This window comes from Bradyrhizobium sp. UFLA06-24 (assembly GCF_054967145.1).
Genome location: NZ_JADFUE010000045.1, coordinates 23,165 through 43,879, shown reverse-complemented (window position 1 = coordinate 43,879; position 20,715 = coordinate 23,165). Strand labels below are relative to the sequence as shown.

The following is a 20,715-nucleotide window of genomic DNA, read 5'->3' as shown; positions in this document are numbered from 1 at the left end:
TGATACCCCCGCAGACGAATTTTCTTTCCCGAGGAGGGATTGGGAAAACTTGGCCTAATCCTCCGCAAATATCTGACATTGCAAGGAAGACTGGAAAAGGCAAAGGTGTGCTGCATTGCAGCGCCGCCATCGAGCGCCTGCCTCTGTTCCATCCTCCGTCGCCTGGATAGCGACCTGGTTCGCGTGCGCCTGTCGGGCGGGCGCGCTAGATGTCGTCCATGAACGCCCTTTCCATGAATGCGCACCCATTGCTCGTGATCGGAGAACCGATCGAGACCCAGCACGCCGCGGCTCAGCCCGAGGCGATGGTCCGCTTCGAGAACATCTCGAAAACCTACCCGGCCTATCGTGGTAAGCCGGGCGTCAAGGCGCTGCAGAATGTCGATTTTGCCATTCCCCGCGGATCCATCACCGGCATCATCGGCCGCTCCGGCGCCGGCAAGTCGAGCCTTGTCCGCCTCATCAACGGCCTGGAGAAGCCCAGCGCGGGCCGCGTGATCGTCGATAACAGGGATATCTCCGCGCTGACGGGACGCGAGTTGCGGCTCGCGCAGCGCTCGATCGGCATGATCTTCCAGCATTTCAACCTGCTGTCCTCGCGCACCGCCGCTGACAATATCGCGCTGCCGCTCGAGATCGCCGGCTGGCCCAAGGCCGACATTCGCGCGCGCGTGACCGAGCTGCTTGCGCTCGTCGGCATCGCCGACAAGCACGACCGCTATCCGTCCGAGCTCTCCGGCGGGCAGAAACAGCGCGTCGGTATTGCTCGCGCGCTGGCAACGCGGCCGAGCGTGCTGCTGTCGGACGAGGCGACCTCCGCGCTTGACCCGCAGACGACGCGCGCGATCCTCGATCTGCTTGCGAACATTAACCGCGAGCTTGGTGTGACCATCGTGCTGATCACGCATGAAATGTCCGTGGTGCGCCAGCTCGCCAGGGAAGTCGTGGTGCTCGATGCCGGCCGCGTCGTCGAGAGCGGGCATGTGGCCGACCTCTTCACCCACCCCAAGCACCCAATCACGCAGTCATTCCTGTCCGAGGTGACCGGCGACAGCCTGCCGGTCTCCCTGGCGAGCCGGATCGTACAGGAGCCTGGTCGGCATGCGGTGATCCGCGTCCAGGTGCGCGGGGCAGGGGCCGGCGACACGCTGGTTGCGCGGCTTGCCCGCGAGCTGGGCCTCGACGTTTCGCTGCTGACGGCGCGCATCGACGAGATCGGCGGCCAGCATGTCGGCGCGCTGGTGCTCGGCATTCCCGGCGGGGACGGCGCCGCGGCGCGCGCGCTGGCCTGGCTGTCTCAACATCAACTCTCGGCGGAGCGTCTCGGCTATGTCGCCTGAACTCATCAACCTGATCCTCCAGGCGACGTTCGAGAGCCTGTACATGGTCGGCATCGCCGCGCTGCTCGGCACTGCCATCGGCCTGCCGCTCGGCGTCTTCCTCGCCACCAGCCGCAAGGGCGAGCTGTTTGCGGCGCCCATCGTCAACCGCGTGCTCGGCGCCGTCGTGAATGCGACGCGCTCGACGCCTTTCATCATTCTGGTCGTCGCCATCATCCCGTTCACGCGGCTGATTGCCGGCACCTCGATCGGCTCCACGGCGGCGATCGTACCGCTGACCATCGCCTCGGCGCCGTTCATCGCGCGGCTGGTCGAGGCGGCGATCCGCGAGGTCGATGCCGGCCTGATCGAGACCGCGTCCTCGTTCGGCGCTTCCCCGATCCAGATCGTGTTCAAGGTGCTGATCCCCGAGGCGCTGCCGGGCCTGGTGCTCGCGCTCACCCTCGCGATCGTGAGCCTGCTCGGCTACTCCGCCATGGTCGGCGCGGTCGGCGGCGGCGGGCTTGGCGATCTCGGCATCCGCTACGGCTACCAGCGCTTCATGCCGGAGATGATGTTGGCCGTCGTCGTCGTGCTTATCGCGCTGGTGCAGCTCGTGCAGAGCGCAGGCGACTATCTGGCGCGCCGGGTCAATCGCCGGCTGCGGCACCGCTGAGTGCAAGCTTTACCTTGGCTACCGCTGAAGAGCTCAGGCAGAGGCGTCCGCGTGCGGCTCGGTTGGTGACGATGCGATCGAGGCCGGACCTGCCACCAGACCGTCGAGATCCACCAGCAACAGGTCGGCCATGTGGGTGAGCTGGTGGAGCGGGATGCTGATCTCGCCGCTCTCGGCGCGTGAGATGAACTCGGGCGAGACGCCGACGAGATTGGCAATTTGGGTCTCGGTATAGCCACGCGCCTCGCGCGCGGCTCTGACCTGTGCGCCGATGTGGCGCCTGTGCAAAGCCTGCTCTTCCTCGGTCATCATGAGGGCCTGCTCCTCCGCGCTCGCGACGCCATCGGCGAAGGCGACGCCGAGCAGCCGCCGCTTCTGCCAGGCGATGCGGCAGGCCTTGCGCAGGCCATCGGCGAAGATCAGCGTGGCCTGTTTTGGAAACGCCAGCGACCAGTCGAGCTTCAGCCGCGCGCCCGTGCCCGAAACGTCCGCGATCGTGCAGGGGATGCTCACGACGCCCCTCGCGCCATCGAACTCGATGATCCCCGTCCTGGCCGTGGATTGCCTGGTCGCAGCGCGCAATTCGCTCATGGACGTCGCCCCCGGATATCAGGCCCTATGGAAAATTCCCCAGACGTTCTTACCGTTGGGTTTCCCAGGGCTCAATCGAACCCGCAAGCCATGGTGAAGGATTGGTTCTGAACCTTCCGGCCCGGCAACGCCACAAAGACTGGAGATCACTCCCAGCCTTCCGGACGGTCGCGATGAGATCGCTTGCCTTGCTCTGCCTGCTCGCCTTCGCCATGCCCGCGCACGCGGCATCTCCCGAGCAGCACTATCTCGACCTGCGCGATCGCTACATCGCCAAGTTCTCGAAGGCCAAGGAGGGCGACGAGACCTCCAGGCAGCACGAGGCGGCGCTCAATGAGCTGACAGGGCTCCTGCGCGGCCTCGTCGGTCCGGTCGCGATCAAGGGGCTGCCGGCCGACGGCAAGTCGAACGTCGACACGCTGTTTCGGGACGACATCGGCTTCGGCCATCTCGACGGGCTCGGCTTCGCCACCGAAGGCGACAAGCAGCAGGCTGTGGTGACCACGACCTCGCTGCTCAAGCACTGGCTGCGCGAACACGGCAAGGACGGCATGCCGCAGGAGATCGACGCGGCATTCCGGTCGGACCGATTCTACTATCAGGCGATCCAGGACGCCGCCTTCGCCAAATATGCGGAGTTGCCGATCACCAAGCCCTCATCTGCAAGTCTGGCGATGGCCGTGCTCGGCCTCCGCGGCAATGGCGACCTGAAGGGGCCGCCGCATGAAATCGACGTCGTCGCGGTCCAGGGCGAGAAAGTCTACTTCCTCGCCGTCACGGACGCCGTCAAGACGTCAGAGATTCCAACTTGCGAGAAGGTCTGGAAGCAGATGATGGCAAGAAAGACCCCGCAGGATTCGATGGCGAAGGAAGACCAGGCGATGGACGCCTACACCAAATGTTTTGCCAGGGAAGCGCCGACCCAGAGCTGGTTCGCCGCGGCCGTCAAGAAGGCGCAGAGCCAGCTCGAGCTGCTGCCGTTGCGTTGACTTGGGTCAAGTGTAAGTCACCGCTGCGCCGGTAACTTTCGACTGCGGCCGACGTCGACGGGAGATGCAGGTGGATTCCGAACAAATATCGCGCAAGCAGACCATTGCGACGGCCATCATTTTTCTGGGTGGCATGCTGCTCGTAGCGTTTCAGTTCGTCTCGACGGCGTACAATTCGATCGAGACCATCCCCTACAGCCAGTTCGAGCAATTGCTTGCCCAGGACAAGCTCGCCGAGGTGTCGGTCGGGACCGACACGATCCAGGGAAAATTGAAGGATCCGCTTCCGAGCGGAAAATCGGCATTCGTCACCGCACGGGTTGATCTGGCTTTGGCCGAGAAGCTTGCGACCAAGGGCGTGAGCGTGACCGGCATTCCATCCGGCGGCGGACTGCAAAGCCTGCTGTCCTGGATTTTCCCTGTCATCGTCTTCTTCCTGATCTGGTTCTGGCTTGGTCGCGGTGTGGCCGGCGGCCAGGGCTTCGGGGGACTGATGGCGATCGGCAAGTCCCGCGCCAAGGTCTATATCGAGAAGGACATCAAGGTCACCTTCGCCGACGTCGCCGGCGTCGACGAGGCGAAGTTCGAGCTGCAGGAGGTCGTTTCGTTTCTGAAGGACCCCAAGAGTTACGGCCGTTTGGGCGCTCACGTGCCGAAGGGAATTCTGCTGGTCGGGCCGCCCGGCACCGGAAAGACCTTGCTGGCGCGCGCGGTGGCAGGCGAGGCCGCTGTCCCGTTCTTTTCGATCTCCGGCTCGGAATTCGTCGAGATGTTCGTCGGCGTTGGCGCTGCGCGCGTTCGCGACCTGTTCGAGCAGGCCCGCAAGGCCGCGCCCTGCATCATCTTCGTGGATGAGCTCGACGCGCTGGGACGCAGCCGCGGCCCATTATCTGTCGGCGGCTACGACGAGAAGGAGCAGACTCTCAACCAGCTCCTGTCGGAGCTCGACGGGTTCGATCCAAGCGCGGGCGTCATCCTGCTCGCCGCCACCAATCGCCCCGAGATCCTGGATCCCGCGCTGCTGCGCGCCGGCAGGTTCGATCGGCAGGTCCTGGTCGACCGGCCGGACAAGAACGGTCGCGTGGCCATTCTCAAGGTGCACGTCAGCAAGATCCACACGGGAGAGGATGTCGACCTCGAGAAGGTCGCCGCCCTCACCACGGGCTTCACCGGAGCTGATCTCGCCAACCTGATCAACGAGGCTGCGATCGCGGCGACCAGGCGGAATGGCGAGGAGGTCTCGTTCGCGGATTTTGTCACGGCGATCGAGCGGATCGTGGCCGGCATCGAGAAGAAGAGCAGGGTGCTCGGCAAGAACGAACGGCGCAGGGTCGCGTATCACGAGATGGGACATGCCCTCGTCGCCGCCAGCCTGCCGGGCGTCGATCCCGTGCAGAAGGTGTCGATCATCCCACGCGGGATTGGTGCGCTGGGATACACCATTCAGCGCCCGACCGAGGACAGGTTCTTGCTCACGATCGAGGAGCTGAAGAACCGCATTGCCGTGCTGATGGGAGGACGCGCATCCGAGCGCCTGATTTTTGACGGGGCCATTTCGACCGGCGCCGCCGATGATCTTCAACGGGCCACCGAAGTCGCCATCGAGATGGTGACAAAATACGGCATGGACGAGACGGTCGGGCAACGCACCTATGCGCCAAAACCGCAGGCCTTCATGGCTGCCACCCAGGATACCATCGTTGCGGCGGCGGAAGCGACCGGCCGCGAGATCGATCTTGCGGTGCGCAACCTGGTCGAGGAGGGCGACCGTCGTGCCCGCGACATTCTGCAACGGAAGCGAGCAGACCTGGATGCCGGCGTCGAGATGCTGATCGCGAATGAAACGGTCACGGCGGAGCAGTTTGCGCCGCTGCTCGGCAAGAACATCGAGACGGCAGACCGAACATCGCCGCGGAGTGCAAGAGCGATGTCGGTTTCGGCCACTTCCACGAGTTAGGGTGCGCCGCGCTCCGTTCTCCGCGCCGCACGATCCAAGAGCCGCTACGCGGCGAGCTCGGTGGATTGGCCGGCGTCATCGATGAGGTGCACGCGATCGATATCGACACGCGGCAGCAACGATCGAATCTTCTCTTCCGGCATGAAGCTGAAGGCCGTCGACAAGGCGTCTGCCGCGGTCGCGCTGCGCGACACTGTCGTCACGCTGCGATAGCGGTCAGCGCATCCGCCGGTTCGCGGATCGAATAAATGGTTGAACTGCGCCCTGGGATCGAACCTGAAGCCGTAATTGCCCGAGGTGGACACGGCGCGGTCGACGATCGGCAGCACCGCTTTGGTCTGGCCCGAGACGTCAGGATCGGCGATGCCGACCTCCCACGGTTGTCCGTCGGGTCGCGCGCCAATCGCGCGAGCTTCCCCCATATCGACCAGGCTGTGGGAGACGCCGTGGGCCCGCAGCAAGTCCACCACCTTGTCCGTGACATAGCCTTGCGCGATCCCGTTCAACGTGACCGTCGTGCCGCGGGGCATGACGACGCGGTCGCGGCCGACCGTGATGCGGTCGTTCCCGACGCGCGCCAGCGCGGCCTGGATCGCCGCCGCTGCCGGGCCCGCCGGATCCGCGTCCTCTTGCGCGAAGTGGCTGGCATAGAGCTCCCACAGCGGCTGCACGGTCACATCGAACAGTCCGCCCGTCAGCCGTGAGTAGTGCTGCGAGGCCGATAGCAGATCGACCATCTCGGCGGCGGGATCAACCAGAATACCGGTGCGATTCAATTCGACCAGGGCGGAGTCCTTCCGGTACAGGCTGAACAGTTGCTCGAGCCGGCGCGCTTCGGCGCAAGCCACCGCGATCAATCGCTCCGCCCGGCTGCGCTCCTCGTCGTGAATCTCTAGAGTTGCGACCGCACCCAGCATCGTGCCTCGCCAGACGGTCGGCGCGACCTCGGCGCGAACGGAGCGTCCGGCGAACAACAGGCCGAGGCCCGCCGCTGCGGCACTGATCCGGATGAAGCGTCGGCGTGTCGGCATCTGCATCATGGTTGCCCTTTCGGTCGCTCGCCCGGCAGCCCTTCGGTTGCTTCGGGGGCCGCGTCAATGTTGGCCGTCGCCGACGCCAAGACATAGTCGCGGGGCACATCGTCGAAGCTGACGATCTTGCCGCCATTTTCGCCGACGAACCTCTCGGCTGCGCCGCGGTCGGAGAACGGAACGGCTTCATCGCCGCCCATGCCGCTTCTGATCCGGCTTTCGATCACGAACAGCGCCTTGTGGGCTTCGACCCAGTTGTCGGGGCCGGGCTTGTCCCAGCTCGGCGCTTTGGCCATGTCGGAGACGTAGATCGCCTGAATGTCCTTGGGTTCATCCGGCAGACGGGTGAACGCAAGCGTGTCGCGCACCGAAGAGAACCAGACGGGCTCCATCAGGCTGGCGACGAAGATATGCCCCTTCGGCCCGGGGTGCTCGAGCACGTTCATGCCGCAATAATGGCCGATGTCCTCCGCGGTCATCCGCTGCGGCGGCGGAATTGTCGCGGCCTGTTTCTCGTTGCAGCCCGCAAGCACGAGCGGCAGCAACATCGCGCAAGCGATCGCCCAATGCCTCATAGCTCTCTCCGCGAAAAAGCGAGCGCGGCCAGCGCCAGCGGAACCATGGTCCAGCAGAGCAGGGCGGCCAGAAGAACTGGTACCGTCAGCGACGTGCTCTGCGCGAGGCCGGCCATGCCGGCAAAGGTGCTGACATTGGCGAACCCGGTGAGATTGATCAGCCGGTAGGCATCGGTCGGATTCGACAGCAGCATGGCGTTGAGCGCTGTCGCGGAGATGTTGCGTCCCTGGTCGAGCGCAAGCACGCCCAGCAGCGCCATGTCGTAGATCAGCACCAACAGCAGCCACAGCCCGATGCAGATGCCGGCCGCGGTTCCCCGGTCGCGCACGAGCGCGCTGACCAGATATCCGATCGCCACGAAAGCTGCGCCCAGCAGCACGGAGGAGCCGATCATCGCCATGAAGGCCAGCAGGCTGTCGCTATCGATGTGGCTGCCCGTCGCCGCCAATGCCCCGACGGCAAGCCCATAGCCGAGACAGGTCGCGAAGGCGAGAACGGCGAGATGACCCAGGAACTTGCCGAGCAATACCTGCCATCGCGCGACCGGATAGCTCAGCAGCAACAGCATCGTTCCGCGCTCCATCTCGCCGACGATCGCGTCGTGGGAGATCAGAAGCGCGATCAGCGGAACCAGAAAGATGGTCAGGCTCGACAGGCTGACGACGACAACGTCGAGCGCGCGAACGCCGACGTTCCCGGTTGGCGCGCTGCCGAGAAAGCTCAGCGACAGCGCAAGCCCGGCGAGCAGCAGCGTCGCCGCGAGCACCCAGCGATTGCGAATCGCCTGGTGGATCTCCTTGGCTGCGACGATCAGGACATTCATGATGCCTGCTCCGATTGCCTGAGGAAGTGAGCGTAAAGCTCATCCAGGGACGGGGGGACCACATCGACGTCCTCGACCGAATTGCCCGAGGCGGTCGCGCGGTGCAGCAGCTCGATCTTCCGCTCCGGCGCGGCGTCGATCTCGACGATGTGGCCATTGAGGCGGCGGCAGGTCACATCCTGCGGGGCCCAGCGCGGCAGCTCGCTCGGGGCGAGACCCGAAACCTTGAGGCGGATCCTGGTGGGGAGCTGGGCGAGGCGGCGAAGCTCTGCGATCGATCCGTCCGCGACCTTGATGCCTCGGTTCATGATGATGACCCGGCCGGCGCGCTCCTCGAGCTCGGTGAGCGCGTGAGATGACAGCAGCACGGTCGCACCGTCCGCGGCAAGCCGCTGGATGACATCGTAGAAGGTCTGACGCAGCTCTGGATCGAGTCCGGTGGTCGGCTCGTCCAGCAGTAGCACCCGCGGGCGCCCGATCAACGCCTGCGCAAGCCCCAGGCGCTGGCGCATGCCCTTCGAATAGGTGCCGACCCTGCGGCGGCTGGCGGCTCCCAGTCCGACGGTGTCGAGCAGATCGAGCGCCCTCGCCACCGGCTCGCGCTTGAGCCTGGCGTAGAACGCCTGCGTTTCGCGGGCGGTCAGAGCGGCATCGAATGAGACGTTCTCAGGCAAGTAACCGAGCTGGCGGCGGCCGGCGAATTCGCCGGCGGCTGGATTATCGCCGAGGACCTCGATGGAGCCGCTGGTCGGCCGTATCAGCCCCAGCATCAGTTTCATGAGCGTGGTCTTGCCGGCACCGTTGTGGCCGATCAGGGCCACCAGCTCGCCCTGGCTGAGCTCGAACGAGGCGCCGCGGACGGCTTTGACGCTTCCGTAATCTTTCGTGACGTCGGAGATGCGCACCGTCTTTGTCATCGTGCCTCCTTGGCCGTGCGGCGCGGAGGCGGGGAGATGAGAGGGTGGCTATCGATCACGCCTCCCGGCAGCAGCGCCGGGAATTGTGCCTGCGCCCAGCGGATCACCTGGACGGCGGGGCTGTTGATGAGGACCTTTGCTGCCGGCGCGGTCCACAGCACGCGATCGATGAGGTCGTTCGGCCGGTATGCGGTATCGGCGATTCCATCGCCGTTGAGGTCGAACGCCGGATTGTCGCTCCAGTAATTGCCGCGCCCGCCGGTCGACCAATCCAGGTTGCGGGTGCCGACATATTTCACCTGGTTGGCGTTGTTCACGAAGGCGTTGCCCGTGATCTCGTTGCCTTCGGAGCCGGCGGTGAAGTGCACGCCGATGGCGCAGTTCTCGAACCAGTTGTTGCGGAACTTGTTGTGATTGGCGTTGTAGATGAACACGCATTTCTCAGGGCCGTTCCGAAGCGGGCCCGCCCGCACCGCGGCCGGAAGCATGCCTCGCTCGTCGTCAGGGCCGTTGTCCGTCGCGTCCGTTGTCGAGCTCAGTGGGCCGCCTGTGACACGGTTGCCGTCGATCTCGGCGTAGTTCGCATAATTGAACAGGAATCCGTGGTCGCGATCGTGATCGGAGATGTTGCCGCGGATCACCAGCCGGTTCGAATACATGATGGCGTATCCGACATGGTTGCCGATCGAGACGTTGCCACTGACTTCGCTGTCATTGGTGTACATGTAATGGATCGCGAAGCGGACCTGGTCGAAACGATTGTTGATGAAGCGGTCCTTGCTGCTGGAGACCGAGAAGATGCCGTCGCGGCCGTAGCGGAAAGTGTTGTCATCGATGGTGACGTCGGGAGCATTCCAAAGCGAGATGCCGTTGCCGGCCTCGCTGAGACGTCCGCCGCGCAGTCCCTCGATGTCGTTGCGAGCGACCCGTGAACCGCGGGCACCGTGCACGTAGACGCCGAACAGGTTCTCCACCAGCCGGTTGTCTTCGATGGTGGCGCGTTCGGCCGTCTTCTGCAGGAAAATTCCGGAGTTCATGGCCTGCAGATCGCGGCCGGACCCCCGGATGGTCACGCCGCGAACCGTGACGCCCGGCGCGGTGACCGTGACGACGTTGTCGGCGCCGTCCCCGTCGAGCACCGCGCCCGGCCTGCCGACCAGCTGCAACGGACGATCGATGCGAACCGAGCCGTGATAGTCGCCGGGGGAGAGCTCGACGACGTCGCCGGCGCGCGCGTTATCCAGCAACGCCTGCAACGGCTGCCCCGGCGTAGCGGTCAGGGTCTCCGCGCTGGCGAAGCCGGACACCCCGGCGGCGACCAGCGCCGCCGGGAACATGCGCAACAAGACGTTCACGAGCTCGCTCCCGTCAGACCGACTTCGGCTCGACCAACATCCGGCCCTTCATCTCCATGTGCATGGCGTGGCAGAACCAGGAGCAATAATACCAGTAAACTCCCGGCTTGTTGGCCGTGAACGTAACAGATGCGGTGGCCATCGGCCCAATTTCCATCTGGATGCCGTAGTTCACGATGCAGAAGCCGTGGGTGAGATCCTCGACCGCATCGATATTGGTAATGTAGACGGTGACCTCGTCACCCTGCTTGACATCGAACTTCTCGAGGCCGAACGCCGGCGCGGTCGAGGTCATGTAGACGCGCACCTTGTTGCCGTCGCGAATGACCTTCGAGTCCGCCTCCAGATTGACGCCGTCCGCCTTGGCCTGCTTGACCGCATCCGCAAACATCGGATCCGCGCGGTCCCAGATCGAGATCGGGTTGATCTTGGAACGGTGGACGATGGTCGCGTCATGCGGCTCGGCGAAGCTCGGGCCGTCGTGCACCAGCTTCATCTGGTCGCCCGAGATGTCGATCAGCTGATCGTTTTCCGGCTTCAGCGGTCCGACGTTCAGGAACCGGTCCTTGGAGAACTTGTTCAGCGAGATCAGCCATTTCCCGTCCGCCTCCTTGGTCTGGCCCATGGAGCTGTGGTTGTGGCCGGGCTGATAATGCACGTCGAGCTTCTGAAGGATGGGATTGACCTTTTCTCCCTTGAAGGCGCGCTTGGCCAGGTCGATGTTCCATTTGACGACCTGGCTATCGAGGAACAGGGTGGTATAGGCGTTGCCCTTGCCGTCATAGGCCGTATGCAGAGGCCCGAGGCCGAGTTCGGGCTCGGCGACGACGACGTCGCGCGGTTTGATCTTGTCGTCAAACAACTGGTCGAACAGCCGCACGTCCATCACTGTCACGGTCGGGGAGAGCTTACCGGCGGCGACGATGTGGATGCCGTCTGGCGCCGTGTTCATGCCGTGCGGATTGTTCGAGACCGGAACGTAACGGGTATAGGCCGACCCCTTGCGGCCGTCGATCACGGGCACGCCGTTCATTTCCTTGAAGTCGCCTTTCTTGACGGCTTCCTCAATTCGCTTGATGTTGAAGATGACAACCCAATCCTGTTCGTTGGCCGTCATTTCGGCCAAGGTGACGCCTTCCTCGCCGTTGTAGCAGGTCGAGAAGGCATACTTGCCCTGGTAGTCAGCGTCGACGTTGTCGAGGTTGCCGCTGACGATCACCTGCCAGGCGACCTTCATCGTGTCGCCGTCGATCGCACTGAAGATCGACCGATATTGCTTGGGATCGTCCAGGACCTTGCCGTCGTTGGGCAGGGGCACACCATCCTCGCCGTTGGCGAACACATAACCGGTGCGCGGATATTTCTGCACCCTCAGGCCGTGGACCGTATGCTGGTTGGGCAGCTCGATGATCTTGTCGCACTTCATGACGTCGAGCCGCACCCGCGCGACGCGCGTGTTGGCCTTGTCGTTCATGAAGGCATAGCGGCCGTCATAAGTGCCATCCGTGAAGGAGATGTGGGGATGGTGGAGATCGCCGTTCATGAACGTGCCGCCGCGAGTCTTGAGGAATTCGCGGGTGGCCGGCTGCAGGCCCTCGGTCAGAACCTTCAGGCTTTCATTGGTCAGGCCCCAGCCGGTCGCGCTGCAGCGATTGAACACCGGAACGCGCATCAGCTCGCGCATCGAGGGGAGGCCGAGGATTCGCATCTCGCCGGACTGTCCGCTCGAGAAGAACACATAATATTCGTCGAGCTCGCCGGGCGCCACTTCGGCCTTTTGGAGTCCCGATCGCGCCGGCGGCGCCGCGGGGGTCTTCGTCTGAGCATCGGCGGGCGAGATCAATCCGCCGCCGTCCTTCATCGCGACGCCGCCCGCCAGGCCGACGCCCGCCGCAGCCGCCGTCGTTCCCAGTATCGTTCGCCGGCTGACGCCCTTGACTTTGTCGTTCTCGCTCATGATTGCCTCCTCGGCTTTCGGTTTCAGGTTTCGGGTGGAGAGGTGACGGGTGATGCGCTGACAGGTTTGCCGCCGGCGGTGATGACGGTCGCGGGACCCTTGCCGCTGGCGCGCATTGAGGGCGACGACAACGCCTGACGCTTCTCGCGCTTCAGCCGCACCTGGATCATGTGCGGGCAGCGATGGTCGTCGTAGTAGAGCTCCTGGCAATGCATGCAGTAGATGCATTCATTGACGTTGATATGTCCTTCCGGATGGATCGACTGCACTGGACATTCCTTGGCGCAGCGCTGGCACGGCGAGCCGCATTCCTGCCAGCGGCGAAGCCATTCGAACGTCCTCATGCGTCCGGGAATCGCAAGCGCCGCACCGAGCGGACAGAGGTAGCGGCAGAAGAAGCGCTCGATGGATAGGCCGATCACGAGCAGCGCGACCGCGTAGAGGACGAACGGCCATTGTCGCGCGAACTTCAGGATGATGGCCGTCTTGAACGGTTCGATCTCGGCGAACCGTTCGGCCATATCGACGGAGTAGAGCGACAAGCCGAACAGACCCAGGAAGACGATATATTTGATGGGCCAGAGCCGCTCGTGCAGGCCCCATGGCACCGTGATTTGAGGCACCTTCAACCACTTGGCGACTTGGTTGGTCAGCTCCTGCAGCGCGCCAAAGGGGCATAGCCAGCCGCAGAACGGACCGCGCCCCCAGAAGAGAAGACCTCCGGCCGTCGCAGCCCACAGGATGAAGATCAGCGGAGCGGCGAGAAAGAACTCCCAATGGAAGCCGGTCACCAGCGCGTTGGTGAAGGTGACGACGTTGACCACCGAGAGCTGGGCGTTGGCGTACCAGCCGAGCCAGACCAGGACGAAGGCGAGATAGCCTCGCCGGACCCAGTTGTAGAGCACCGGACGGCGCACCAGCAGGTTTTGGAAGAAGAAGATGCCGGTGAGGGCGGCCAGCATGAACGCTGTAATGCCGACAGAGACCGTGTTGGCACGCCATATCCGCATCCAGAGCGGCTCGTCCGTCTCCGCCGGCGAGGCTGCTGCCGGTGCCTGCGCTGCAGGGACCGCGGCGCTCTCCGGCACGGTCACCGCGCGCTGCTCGCGGCGCATGTACTGATCGGGCAGGGCGTAATTGATGTCGAATGTCAGGAACGCCTTGTCGCGTCCGCCCAGGCTTCGCTGCACGAGCAATTGCAGTTGCCAGGGCTGCGTCGGATCGAGCGTGAACTCGGGCGGCGTGACGAACAGCGCGATTTCCTTGAACTCGGGCGCGCCAGCAGCGGCCAGAGCGCCCAGCCGCGTATGGTTGCGGTCGCGAAAGCGCGTGCTGTTGCCGTCCTGCAAGATCTCGATGCGATCGAAAATGCCGCCGCGAACGTAGGCCGAGCCCTTGAAAGAGTAGGCGCCGTTGCCGGCCACGATGATGGCCTGCTGTCCCGGCTTCAGCCTGTCCTTCAGCCGTTGATAGCCGTCATCGCCGAGCAGGCTGCGCCCGATCGTCGGCGCGGTGACGAGCGCCGCATACAGGTCGATGAAGCTGTCGCTCGCATCGCCCGGCTCGGGATACTGGCTCGCCGCCGCGTTGCCGGACTTTGCGAAGGCCTCGTTGATGTCGCCGATCCCGAGATGAAGCCGGCGCACCGAGCCGTCGCCGACGAGGCTGTCCCAATCGCGCACTTCGCTATGTTCGAGATCGAGGGTCTTGATGACCGGGGGCAGGGCTGCCGATGCCGCTGCGCCGTCTCCGCCACCGACGCGACCGCTCCGGATCAGCTTGGACGCGGCGCGGACGATGCTGTCGCTCATCACCAGCACCGTGACGGTTGCGCCGCTGACGATATCGACCTGCGGCGGATTCTCGGCCCCGCTTGCGACCGGCTTCATGTCCTTGCCGATCAGAGAATTCATGGCCGCGACGATTCGGGCCTCGGGAATGCCGACCAGCACGATCGGTTCCTTATGGTCGACGAGCTTGATGCCGGTGATGACGCCTTTCGGATCGATCCCTGCCAGGATGTGGATCGGCTTGCCCGAGTATCCGACCGCGTTGGCGAAGTCGGAGTTCAGGAAGACAAATCCCTGCAGTTGGTCGCCGCGGTAGACCGGAATAATGGGCGGATCGCCCTGCGGCGTCCCAAAACGATCCGCACCGGGAAAAAACGCCGCGGGCGTGAGCTTCGGCATGTATGTTTGCAAGTCGCCGGCGGCGGATGCGGGCGAGATGCACGCAAGACACAGCAAGAGCAAGAATAGTGAGCTCGCGAGCGCGCGTGCTGCACGCCTCGCGAGGCCGTTTTTGTCGTGCGGCTGTTGCGACATTTCGATTCAAACGCGATCTGCGCGGCCGAGAGGGCCGCGTGTGCTGAAAGATACTTCGTCGATGATTTGTCGCCGCTGACGTGTCACACTCATCGTCAGCGACCGCATCTGTCAACTCCGCAAAACCCCTTATGCGGAACCGAATTAGTCGTCTGCATCTGGAGCCATCGTTATGCCATTCCTGCGCACGTCATTGCTGAGTGCCGAGCCCGGTCGTGTACCGAAGTCTCTCGACGAGCTCTTTGCGCTAGCGCACGCAATGGAGCAGGAGGCGGCAAATCGTTACGACGATTTGGCCAAAGAGATGCGCAAGCAGGGGAAGAATGATCTCGCCGATGTCTTTGCGCGACTAAGTTCCGCCGAGCGCGAGCACGTCGACAGCGTCGCGCGCTGGTCACAATCGCGTCGCGGCAAGGTTCCGGATCCCGTGCTGGTGCGCTGGCAGACGCCCGAAGCGATCGATGCGGAAGTCGCCGCGGACGCGAAGACATCCCGCTTGATGACGCCCTATCGCGCGCTCGCAATGGCCGTCCGCAATGAGGAGCGCGCCTTCGCTTTCTGGTCCTATCTCGCGGCCTATTCCGATGATCCCGAGATCAAGAGGGCGTCCGAGGCCATGGCGAGCGAAGAGCTTGGCCATGTTGCCGCGCTGCGAAAGGAGAGGCGTCGCGCTTACCATCATGAGCACGTGCGGGAACCCGCCGCTGGATCAGCCGCAACATCGCAGATCGATGCGCACAGGCTTGAGCTTCGCCTGGCAGACCAGCTCGCTGATCTCGAGCGGCACATGAGCGGGCCGGCCGCAGTCCGGACACGAGACCTTCGCGACGAGACGGTCAGGATGGCCGACGCTGCCGCCGATGTCGGCCGCTTTCCGGTCTCCCTGGCAGGAAAGGGTTCGCTGGAGATCGCCGAGGCGCTGGTCGACACTTATCTCGAAGGGGCCGAGCGCTCGAATGACGCTGCTCGCACCGAAGTCCTGCAACAGATGGCGGAGAGGGCAATCGCACGACTGGCCTGGCTTCGGTCGCTTTCGGCGGATTAGCGCTTGCGCTGACCCGGGCAACGCTGGCTTCCGTCCAACCCAGACTTCCGCCGACCCCGCACGCTGCGCCAACTGAGACCCTTGGCATGTCCTGCCAGTGGGTTCGCCACGGTCGGTTTCGGAGCTTGCACTGGGCGCGAGCTGCCGTCGCGCGTCGGTCTTCTGATGGGGCAAGGGGCAATTTGGGGGAGCCATCATTTGGGCCGTCCTGATCCGCCTCCCATATCCGTAATTCGCATAAGGTATATTATGGAATATATTATATACAATCAGATCAGATGTTTAGCCGAAATTGCTATCACTGGGCTTTCGCTTCCCTGCGATTTCCGGCCCCGGGTTGGTTCAGCTCGTCAGGACTTGACCGCTACTGTGCATGGGGTTGTTTTTCAGATTTTGAATTGGGCCGATGTCTTATTGCCGCGACCTTGTCGGGCTGCAATAAGCGAGCTCCGCGAGATCGCAGATGACCTTCAGGCCCGACGTCCGTATGGTCTGCGTCTCACAACAAGAACAATCTTCTGAGGAAGCACAGACCCATGAGTTTTTCCCGCCGCACGCTTCTAAAGGCCTCCGCCGCGACCGCCGTTTTTGGCGGCGTCAGCGCACCCTATGTGGCCCGTGCCCAGGCTGCCGAGTTCACCTACAAATACGCCAATAACCTGCCCGACACGCACCCGCTCAACATCCGCGCCAAGGAGATGGCTGCGGCGATCAAGAGCGAGACTGGCGGCAAGTTCGACCTCCAGATCTTCCCCAATAACCAGCTTGGCTCGGACACCGACATGCTGAGCCAGATCCGTTCCGGCGGCGTCGAGTTCTTCACGCTGTCCGGCCTGATTCTGTCGACCCTGGTGCCGGCGGCATCCATCAACGGCATCGGCTTCGCATTTCCGGATTACGACACGGTCTGGAAGGCCATGGACGGTGACCTCGGCGCTTATGTCCGCGGCGAGATCAAGAAGGCCGGCCTCGAGGTCATGGACAAGATCTGGGACAACGGCTTCCGCCAGACCACGTCGTCGACCAAGCCCATCAACGGTCCTGACGACTTCAAGGGTTTCAAGATCCGCGTGCCGGTATCGCCACTGTGGACCTCGATGTTCAAGGCCTTCGACGCCGCGCCCGCCTCGATCAATTTCGCCGAAGTCTATTCCGCGCTCCAGACCAAGATCGTCGAGGGCCAGGAGAACCCGCTGGCGATCATCTCGACCGCCAAGCTCTACGAGGTTCAGAAATACTGCTCGCTGACCAACCACATGTGGGACGGCTTCTGGTTCCTGGCCAATCGGAGAGCCTGGGAGAAACTCCCACAGGACGTGCGCACCATCGTCGCCAAGAACATCAACGCCGCCGCCATCAAGGAACGTGAGGATACGGCCAAGCTGAACGCTGGTCTCCAGCAGGAGCTCGCGGGCAAGGGCCTGACCTTCAACCAGCCCGCGGTCGCGCCCTTCCGCGACAAGCTGCGCACCGCCGGCTTCTACGCCGAGTGGAAGGGCAAGTATGGCGAGCAGGCCTGGGAGCTCTTGGAAAAGGCCGTCGGCAAACTGTCGTAACGCGTTGGGGCCGTCATGGCTCATACCGGGGTTCAGGTGAGCGAAATGATGGGCGAGGCGACCGTTCAGTCCCCTCGCCGATCCTCCGTGCTGGCCTCGCTCGAGCGCATCCTCGGCCTCGCCGTCGAAATCCCGGCGGCCATTCTGGTGGTCGTCGAGATCGCGATCCTGTTTGCCGGCGTCGTCGCGCGCTACGGCTTGCATCGGCCGCTGATCTGGTCCGATGAGCTCGCTTCGATCCTGTTCCTGTGGCTGGCGATGCTGGGCGCGGCAGTCGCATTTCGCCGCTCTGAGCACATGCGCATGACCGCGGTTGTCGCGCGTGCGCGGCCGGCCACGCGCGCTTATCTCGACCTCGTCGCCACCTGCGCAGCGTTGGCCTTCCTCGTGCTGATCATCTGGCCGGCCTGGGACTACGCCTACGAGGAAAGTTTCATCACCACGCCGGCGCTGCAGATCTCGAACATGTGGCGCGCCGTCGCGCTGCCGGTCGGGATCTGCCTGATGGCGGCGTTCGCGCTGGTCCGGCTGTTCCGCACTGCCGATTATCGCATGGTGCTGACGGCCGTGATCTCCGTTGTCGTCGTGGTCGGTTTGTTCTGGCTGGCACAGCCTTATTTGCGGCCTCTCGGCAATCTCAATCTCGTTATCTTCTTCGTCGGCGTCGCCGGCTTCTGCGTCTTCGCCGGCGTTCCCATCGCGTTCGGCTTTGGCCTCGCGATCTTCGGCTATCTGGCGCTCACCACGCCCACGCCGGTCATGGTGCTGGTCGGGCGGATGGACGAGGGCATGAGCCATCTGATCCTGCTGTCGGTGCCGCTGTTCGTCTTCCTGGGGCTTCTGATCGAGATGACCGGCATGGCCCGGGCGATGGTGGCGTTCCTGGGAAGCCTGCTCGGCCACGTCCGCGGCGGGCTGCACTACGTGCTGGTAGGCGCGATGTACCTGGTCTCCGGCATATCAGGCGCCAAGGCCGCCGACATGGCCGCGGTCGCGCCCGTGCTGTTTCCTGAAATGAAGCAGCGTGGTGCCAAGCCCGGCGATCTCGTCGCGCTGCTGGCGGCGACCGGCGCCCAAACCGAGACCATCCCGCCGAGCCTCGTGCTGATCACGATCGGCTCGGTCACCGGCGTCTCGATCGCGGCGCTGTTCACCGGCGGCCTGCTGCCTGGTGTCGTGCTCGCGATCACGCTGTGCATGCTGGTGCGCTGGCGTTACCGCCACGAGGACATGAGCCATGTCCGCCGCGCCACGGCCTCCGAGATTGGCAAGACCTTCATCGTCGCCCTGCCCGCGCTCGCGCTGCCTTTCGTGATCCGCTACGCCGTGGTCGAGGGCATCGCGACCGCAACCGAAGTCTCCACCATCGGCATCGTCTATGGCGCCCTGGTCGGCCTGTTGATCTATCGCCGCTTCGACTGGCGGCGGCTGTTTCCGATGCTGGTCGAAACGGCTGCGCTGTCGGGCGCGATCCTGCTGATCATCGGCACCGCCACCGGCATGGCCTGGGGCCTGACCCAATCAGGCTTCTCGCGCTCGCTAGCGGCAGCCATGACCGGATTGCCCGGGGGAGCTGCGACCTTCATCGCCGTATCCATCCTGGCCTTCACGATCCTCGGCAGCGTTCTGGAGGGCATCCCCGCGATCGTGCTGTTCGGACCCTTGCTATTTCCGATCGCCCGCGCCGTCGGCGTGCACGAGGTGCACTACGCCATGGTGATCATTCTGGCGATGGGTATCGGGCTATTCGCGCCGCCCTTCGGCGTCGGCTATTATGCGGCCTGCGCCATTGGACGCGTCGATCCAGCCGACGGCATCAGACCGATCTGGGGCTATCTGGTGGCGCTGCTGGTGGGATTGATCATCGTCGCGGTCTTCCCCTGGATTTCGATTGGATTCCTGTAAGCGCGGCGTCACGGAGGGTGTCGATGAGTGATCGGCAGAACCAGTACAATATCGGCCTCGACAAGACCCCTGCCAACTACGTGCCGCTATCGCCGCTGAGCTTCCTTGCGCGCAGCGCTGCGGTGTACCCGGATCACGTCAGCACGGTCTATGAGGGCCGCAGCTTCACCTGGGCGCAGACGCATGAGCGCTGTAAGCGCTTTGCGTCATATCTCGCCGGCAAGGGCATCGGCGTCGGCGACACCGTCGCGGCGATGCTGCCGAACATCCCGGCGATGAACGAAGCACATTTCGCGGTCCCGATGACGGGCGCCGTGCTCAACGCTCTCAACATCCGGCTCGATGCGCCCTCGATCGCGTTCCAGCTCGATCACGGCGGCGCCAGAATCATCCTGGTCGATCCCGAATTTTCCGGCGTGATCACCGATGCGCTGGCCCAGATGACCGGGCCAAAGCCGTTCGTGATCGACGTTGACGATGCCGCCTTCACGGGCGCCAAGCGCATCGGCGAGATCGAATATGAAGCGGCCGTCGCGCAAGGCGATCCGAATTTTGCAGCGATCGCGCCGGGCGATGAATGGGATGCGATCGCGCTGAGCTATACCTCGGGCACGACGGGCAATCCCAAGGGCGTCGTGACCCATCATCGCGGCGCCTATCTGAACGCCGTCAGCAACATCCTCGCCGGCAATCTCGGCCAGCATCCGGTCTATCTGTGGACCCTGCCGATGTTTCACTGCAATGGCTGGTGCTTCCCCTGGACCATGGCGGCAGCTGCCGGAATCAATGTCTGCCTGCGCAAGGTCGAGCCGACCAGGATCTTCGAGCTGATCAGGCAGCACGGCGTCACCCATATGTGCGGCGCGCCGATCGTCTACAACACGCTGATCAACGCACCCGATGCACCGAAAGGAAATGCGGCTCGCCGCGTGGTCGGCCTGATCGCCGGCGCGGCCCCGCCGGTCGCAGTCCTCGAAGGCGCCGAGCGCATCGGCATCAAGCTCACGCACGTCTATGGCCTGACCGAGGTCTACGGCCCCGCCTCCGTCTGCGCCGAGCAGCCCGGCTGGGACGATCTTCCCGCCGCCGAGCGCGCGCGCATGAAGCGCCGGCAGGGCGTGCCCTACCCGCTCGAGGAAAGCGTCACCGTCATCGATCCCAACACCATGCAGCAGGTCCCGCGCGACGGCGAGACGATCGGCGAGGTCATGTTTCGCGGCAACATCGTGATGAAGGGCTACCTCAAGAACGAGAAGGCGACCAAGGAAGCCTTCGAGGGCGGCTGGTTTCACACCGGCGATCTCGGCGTGCTCGACGAGCACGGCTACGTCACGATCAAGGACCGGTCCAAGGACATCATCATCTCGGGCGGCGAGAACGTCTCGTCCGTCGAAGTCGAGGATATCCTCTACAAGCACCCGGCCGTGCTGTTCGCCGCGGTGGTTGCCAAGCCTGATCCCAAATGGGGCGAAGTGCCTTGCGCCTTCGTCGAGCTGAAGGACGGCGCCAGCGCGACCGAAGCCGACATCATCGCCTTCTGCCGCACGCATATGAGCGGCTTCAAGACACCGAAGGCCGTCGTCTTCGGGCCGATCCCGAAGACGTCGACCGGCAAGATCCAGAAATTCCTGCTGCGCAACGAAGTCGGCTCGGCCAAAGCCATTTCGGCGTGAGAGAGACCGCATAACCTTCCG

The 20,715-nt window shown here is 64.0% G+C and carries 16 protein-coding genes; 8 read left to right on the top strand and 8 right to left on the bottom strand.

Translation table 11 applies throughout. The features are described 5' to 3' along the window. Nucleotides 1-218: 218 nt before the first annotated feature. On the top strand, nucleotides 219-1,340 hold the full coding sequence (locus IF809_RS28025) for a methionine ABC transporter ATP-binding protein (RefSeq protein WP_462839136.1): 1,122 nt from the start codon (nucleotides 219-221) through the stop codon (nucleotides 1,338-1,340). Next, on the top strand, nucleotides 1,330-1,995 hold the full coding sequence (locus IF809_RS28020; protein ID WP_462839135.1) for a methionine ABC transporter permease: 666 nt from the start codon (nucleotides 1,330-1,332) through the stop codon (nucleotides 1,993-1,995). Before IF809_RS28025 ends, IF809_RS28020 begins: the two co-directional genes overlap by 11 nt. Nucleotides 1,996-2,028: 33 nt before the next feature. Here IF809_RS28020 and IF809_RS28015 read toward each other — a convergent pair whose 3' ends face one another. After that, on the bottom strand, nucleotides 2,029-2,586 hold the full coding sequence (locus IF809_RS28015; RefSeq protein ID WP_462839134.1) for a helix-turn-helix domain-containing protein: 558 nt from the start codon (nucleotides 2,584-2,586) through the stop codon (nucleotides 2,029-2,031). 173 nt (nucleotides 2,587-2,759) lie between these two features. On the opposite strand from IF809_RS28015, the gene IF809_RS28010 reads away from it, so the two are divergent. Both IF809_RS28010 and ftsH read left to right on the top strand, forming a co-directional pair. After that, entirely contained in the window at nucleotides 2,760-3,575 is an 816-nt protein-coding gene (locus IF809_RS28010; RefSeq protein WP_462839133.1) for a hypothetical protein, read from the top strand. Nucleotides 3,576-3,639: 64 nt separating this feature from the next. Beyond that, nucleotides 3,640-5,532 (top strand): ATP-dependent zinc metalloprotease FtsH, encoded by a 1,893-nt coding sequence (gene ftsH / locus IF809_RS28005; RefSeq protein ID WP_462839132.1) that lies wholly within the window; start codon nucleotides 3,640-3,642, stop codon nucleotides 5,530-5,532. A 44-nt stretch (nucleotides 5,533-5,576) separates the two neighbouring features. Here ftsH and IF809_RS28000 read toward each other — a convergent pair whose 3' ends face one another. Genes IF809_RS28000 through IF809_RS27970 form a run of 7 tightly spaced genes read right to left on the bottom strand, consistent with a single transcriptional unit; the run spans nucleotide 5,577 to nucleotide 14,380 of the window. Then, nucleotides 5,577-6,572 carry an FAD:protein FMN transferase gene (locus IF809_RS28000; protein WP_462839131.1) on the bottom strand — a complete coding sequence of 332 codons (996 nt, stop codon included), beginning with the start codon at nucleotides 6,570-6,572 and terminating at the stop codon, nucleotides 5,577-5,579. Next, nucleotides 6,569-7,138: a nitrous oxide reductase accessory protein NosL gene (locus tag IF809_RS27995; protein WP_128966218.1), complete on the bottom strand. Its 570-nt coding sequence runs from the start codon at nucleotides 7,136-7,138 to the stop codon at nucleotides 6,569-6,571. Before IF809_RS27995 ends, IF809_RS28000 begins: the two co-directional genes overlap by 4 nt. After that, the gene (locus tag IF809_RS27990) at nucleotides 7,135-7,962 is read right to left on the bottom strand and encodes an ABC transporter permease (RefSeq protein ID WP_462839130.1); all 828 of its coding nucleotides are present in this window, start codon (nucleotides 7,960-7,962) and stop codon (nucleotides 7,135-7,137) included. Before IF809_RS27990 ends, IF809_RS27995 begins: the two co-directional genes overlap by 4 nt. Beyond that, entirely contained in the window at nucleotides 7,959-8,879 is a 921-nt protein-coding gene (locus IF809_RS27985; protein WP_462839129.1) for an ABC transporter ATP-binding protein, read from the bottom strand. Before IF809_RS27985 ends, IF809_RS27990 begins: the two co-directional genes overlap by 4 nt. After that, nucleotides 8,876-10,234, bottom strand: coding sequence for a nitrous oxide reductase family maturation protein NosD (locus IF809_RS27980; RefSeq protein ID WP_462839128.1), 1,359 nt, complete (start codon nucleotides 10,232-10,234; stop codon nucleotides 8,876-8,878). Before IF809_RS27980 ends, IF809_RS27985 begins: the two co-directional genes overlap by 4 nt. 13 nt (nucleotides 10,235-10,247) lie before the next feature. Then, a complete protein-coding gene (nosZ, locus tag IF809_RS27975; protein ID WP_128966222.1) occupies nucleotides 10,248-12,191 on the bottom strand; it encodes a TAT-dependent nitrous-oxide reductase in 1,944 nt (647 codons plus the stop codon). Nucleotides 12,192-12,214: 23 nt separating this feature from the next. Then, nucleotides 12,215-14,380, bottom strand: coding sequence for a 4Fe-4S binding protein (locus IF809_RS27970; RefSeq protein WP_462839127.1), 2,166 nt, complete (start codon nucleotides 14,378-14,380; stop codon nucleotides 12,215-12,217). Nucleotides 14,381-14,687: 307 nt separating this feature from the next. Between IF809_RS27970 and IF809_RS27965 the strand changes: the two genes are divergently transcribed. From IF809_RS27965 to IF809_RS27950, 4 genes are all read left to right on the top strand, one after another. Beyond that, entirely contained in the window at nucleotides 14,688-15,560 is an 873-nt protein-coding gene (locus IF809_RS27965; protein ID WP_462839126.1) for a ferritin-like domain-containing protein, read from the top strand. A 536-nt stretch (nucleotides 15,561-16,096) separates the two neighbouring features. Beyond that, entirely contained in the window at nucleotides 16,097-17,116 is a 1,020-nt protein-coding gene (locus IF809_RS27960) for a TRAP transporter substrate-binding protein (RefSeq protein ID WP_453978917.1), read from the top strand. Nucleotides 17,117-17,161: 45 nt separating this feature from the next. Continuing rightward, nucleotides 17,162-19,021, top strand: a complete 1,860-nt coding sequence (locus IF809_RS27955; RefSeq protein ID WP_373291650.1) for a TRAP transporter large permease — start codon at nucleotides 17,162-17,164, stop codon at nucleotides 19,019-19,021. Nucleotides 19,022-19,044: 23 nt separating this feature from the next. After that, on the top strand, nucleotides 19,045-20,694 hold the full coding sequence (locus IF809_RS27950; protein WP_164938684.1) for an acyl-CoA synthetase: 1,650 nt from the start codon (nucleotides 19,045-19,047) through the stop codon (nucleotides 20,692-20,694). Nucleotides 20,695-20,715: the final 21 nt, after the last annotated feature.

Bases quoted from the DNA above. Each gene is read 5' to 3' on its own strand.
- IF809_RS28025 (WP_462839136.1), top strand. From the start codon at position 219: ATGAACGCCCTTTCCATGAATGCGCACCCATTGCTCGTGATCGGAGAA.
- IF809_RS28020 (WP_462839135.1), top strand. From the start codon at position 1,330: ATGTCGCCTGAACTCATCAACCTGATCCTCCAGGCGACGTTCGAGAGC.
- IF809_RS28015 (WP_462839134.1), bottom strand. From the start codon at position 2,586: ATGAGCGAATTGCGCGCTGCGACCAGGCAATCCACGGCCAGGACGGGG.
- IF809_RS28010 (WP_462839133.1), top strand. From the start codon at position 2,760: ATGAGATCGCTTGCCTTGCTCTGCCTGCTCGCCTTCGCCATGCCCGCG.
- ftsH (WP_462839132.1), top strand. From the start codon at position 3,640: ATGCAGGTGGATTCCGAACAAATATCGCGCAAGCAGACCATTGCGACG.
- IF809_RS28000 (WP_462839131.1), bottom strand. From the start codon at position 6,572: ATGATGCAGATGCCGACACGCCGACGCTTCATCCGGATCAGTGCCGCA.
- IF809_RS27995 (WP_128966218.1), bottom strand. From the start codon at position 7,138: ATGAGGCATTGGGCGATCGCTTGCGCGATGTTGCTGCCGCTCGTGCTT.
- IF809_RS27990 (WP_462839130.1), bottom strand. From the start codon at position 7,962: ATGAATGTCCTGATCGTCGCAGCCAAGGAGATCCACCAGGCGATTCGC.
- IF809_RS27985 (WP_462839129.1), bottom strand. From the start codon at position 8,879: ATGACAAAGACGGTGCGCATCTCCGACGTCACGAAAGATTACGGAAGC.
- nosZ (WP_128966222.1), bottom strand. From the start codon at position 12,191: ATGAGCGAGAACGACAAAGTCAAGGGCGTCAGCCGGCGAACGATACTG.
- IF809_RS27970 (WP_462839127.1), bottom strand. From the start codon at position 14,380: ATGCCGAAGCTCACGCCCGCGGCGTTTTTTCCCGGTGCGGATCGTTTT.
- IF809_RS27965 (WP_462839126.1), top strand. From the start codon at position 14,688: ATGCCATTCCTGCGCACGTCATTGCTGAGTGCCGAGCCCGGTCGTGTA.
- IF809_RS27960 (WP_453978917.1), top strand. From the start codon at position 16,097: ATGAGTTTTTCCCGCCGCACGCTTCTAAAGGCCTCCGCCGCGACCGCC.
- IF809_RS27955 (WP_373291650.1), top strand. From the start codon at position 17,162: ATGATGGGCGAGGCGACCGTTCAGTCCCCTCGCCGATCCTCCGTGCTG.
- IF809_RS27950 (WP_164938684.1), top strand. From the start codon at position 19,045: ATGAGTGATCGGCAGAACCAGTACAATATCGGCCTCGACAAGACCCCT.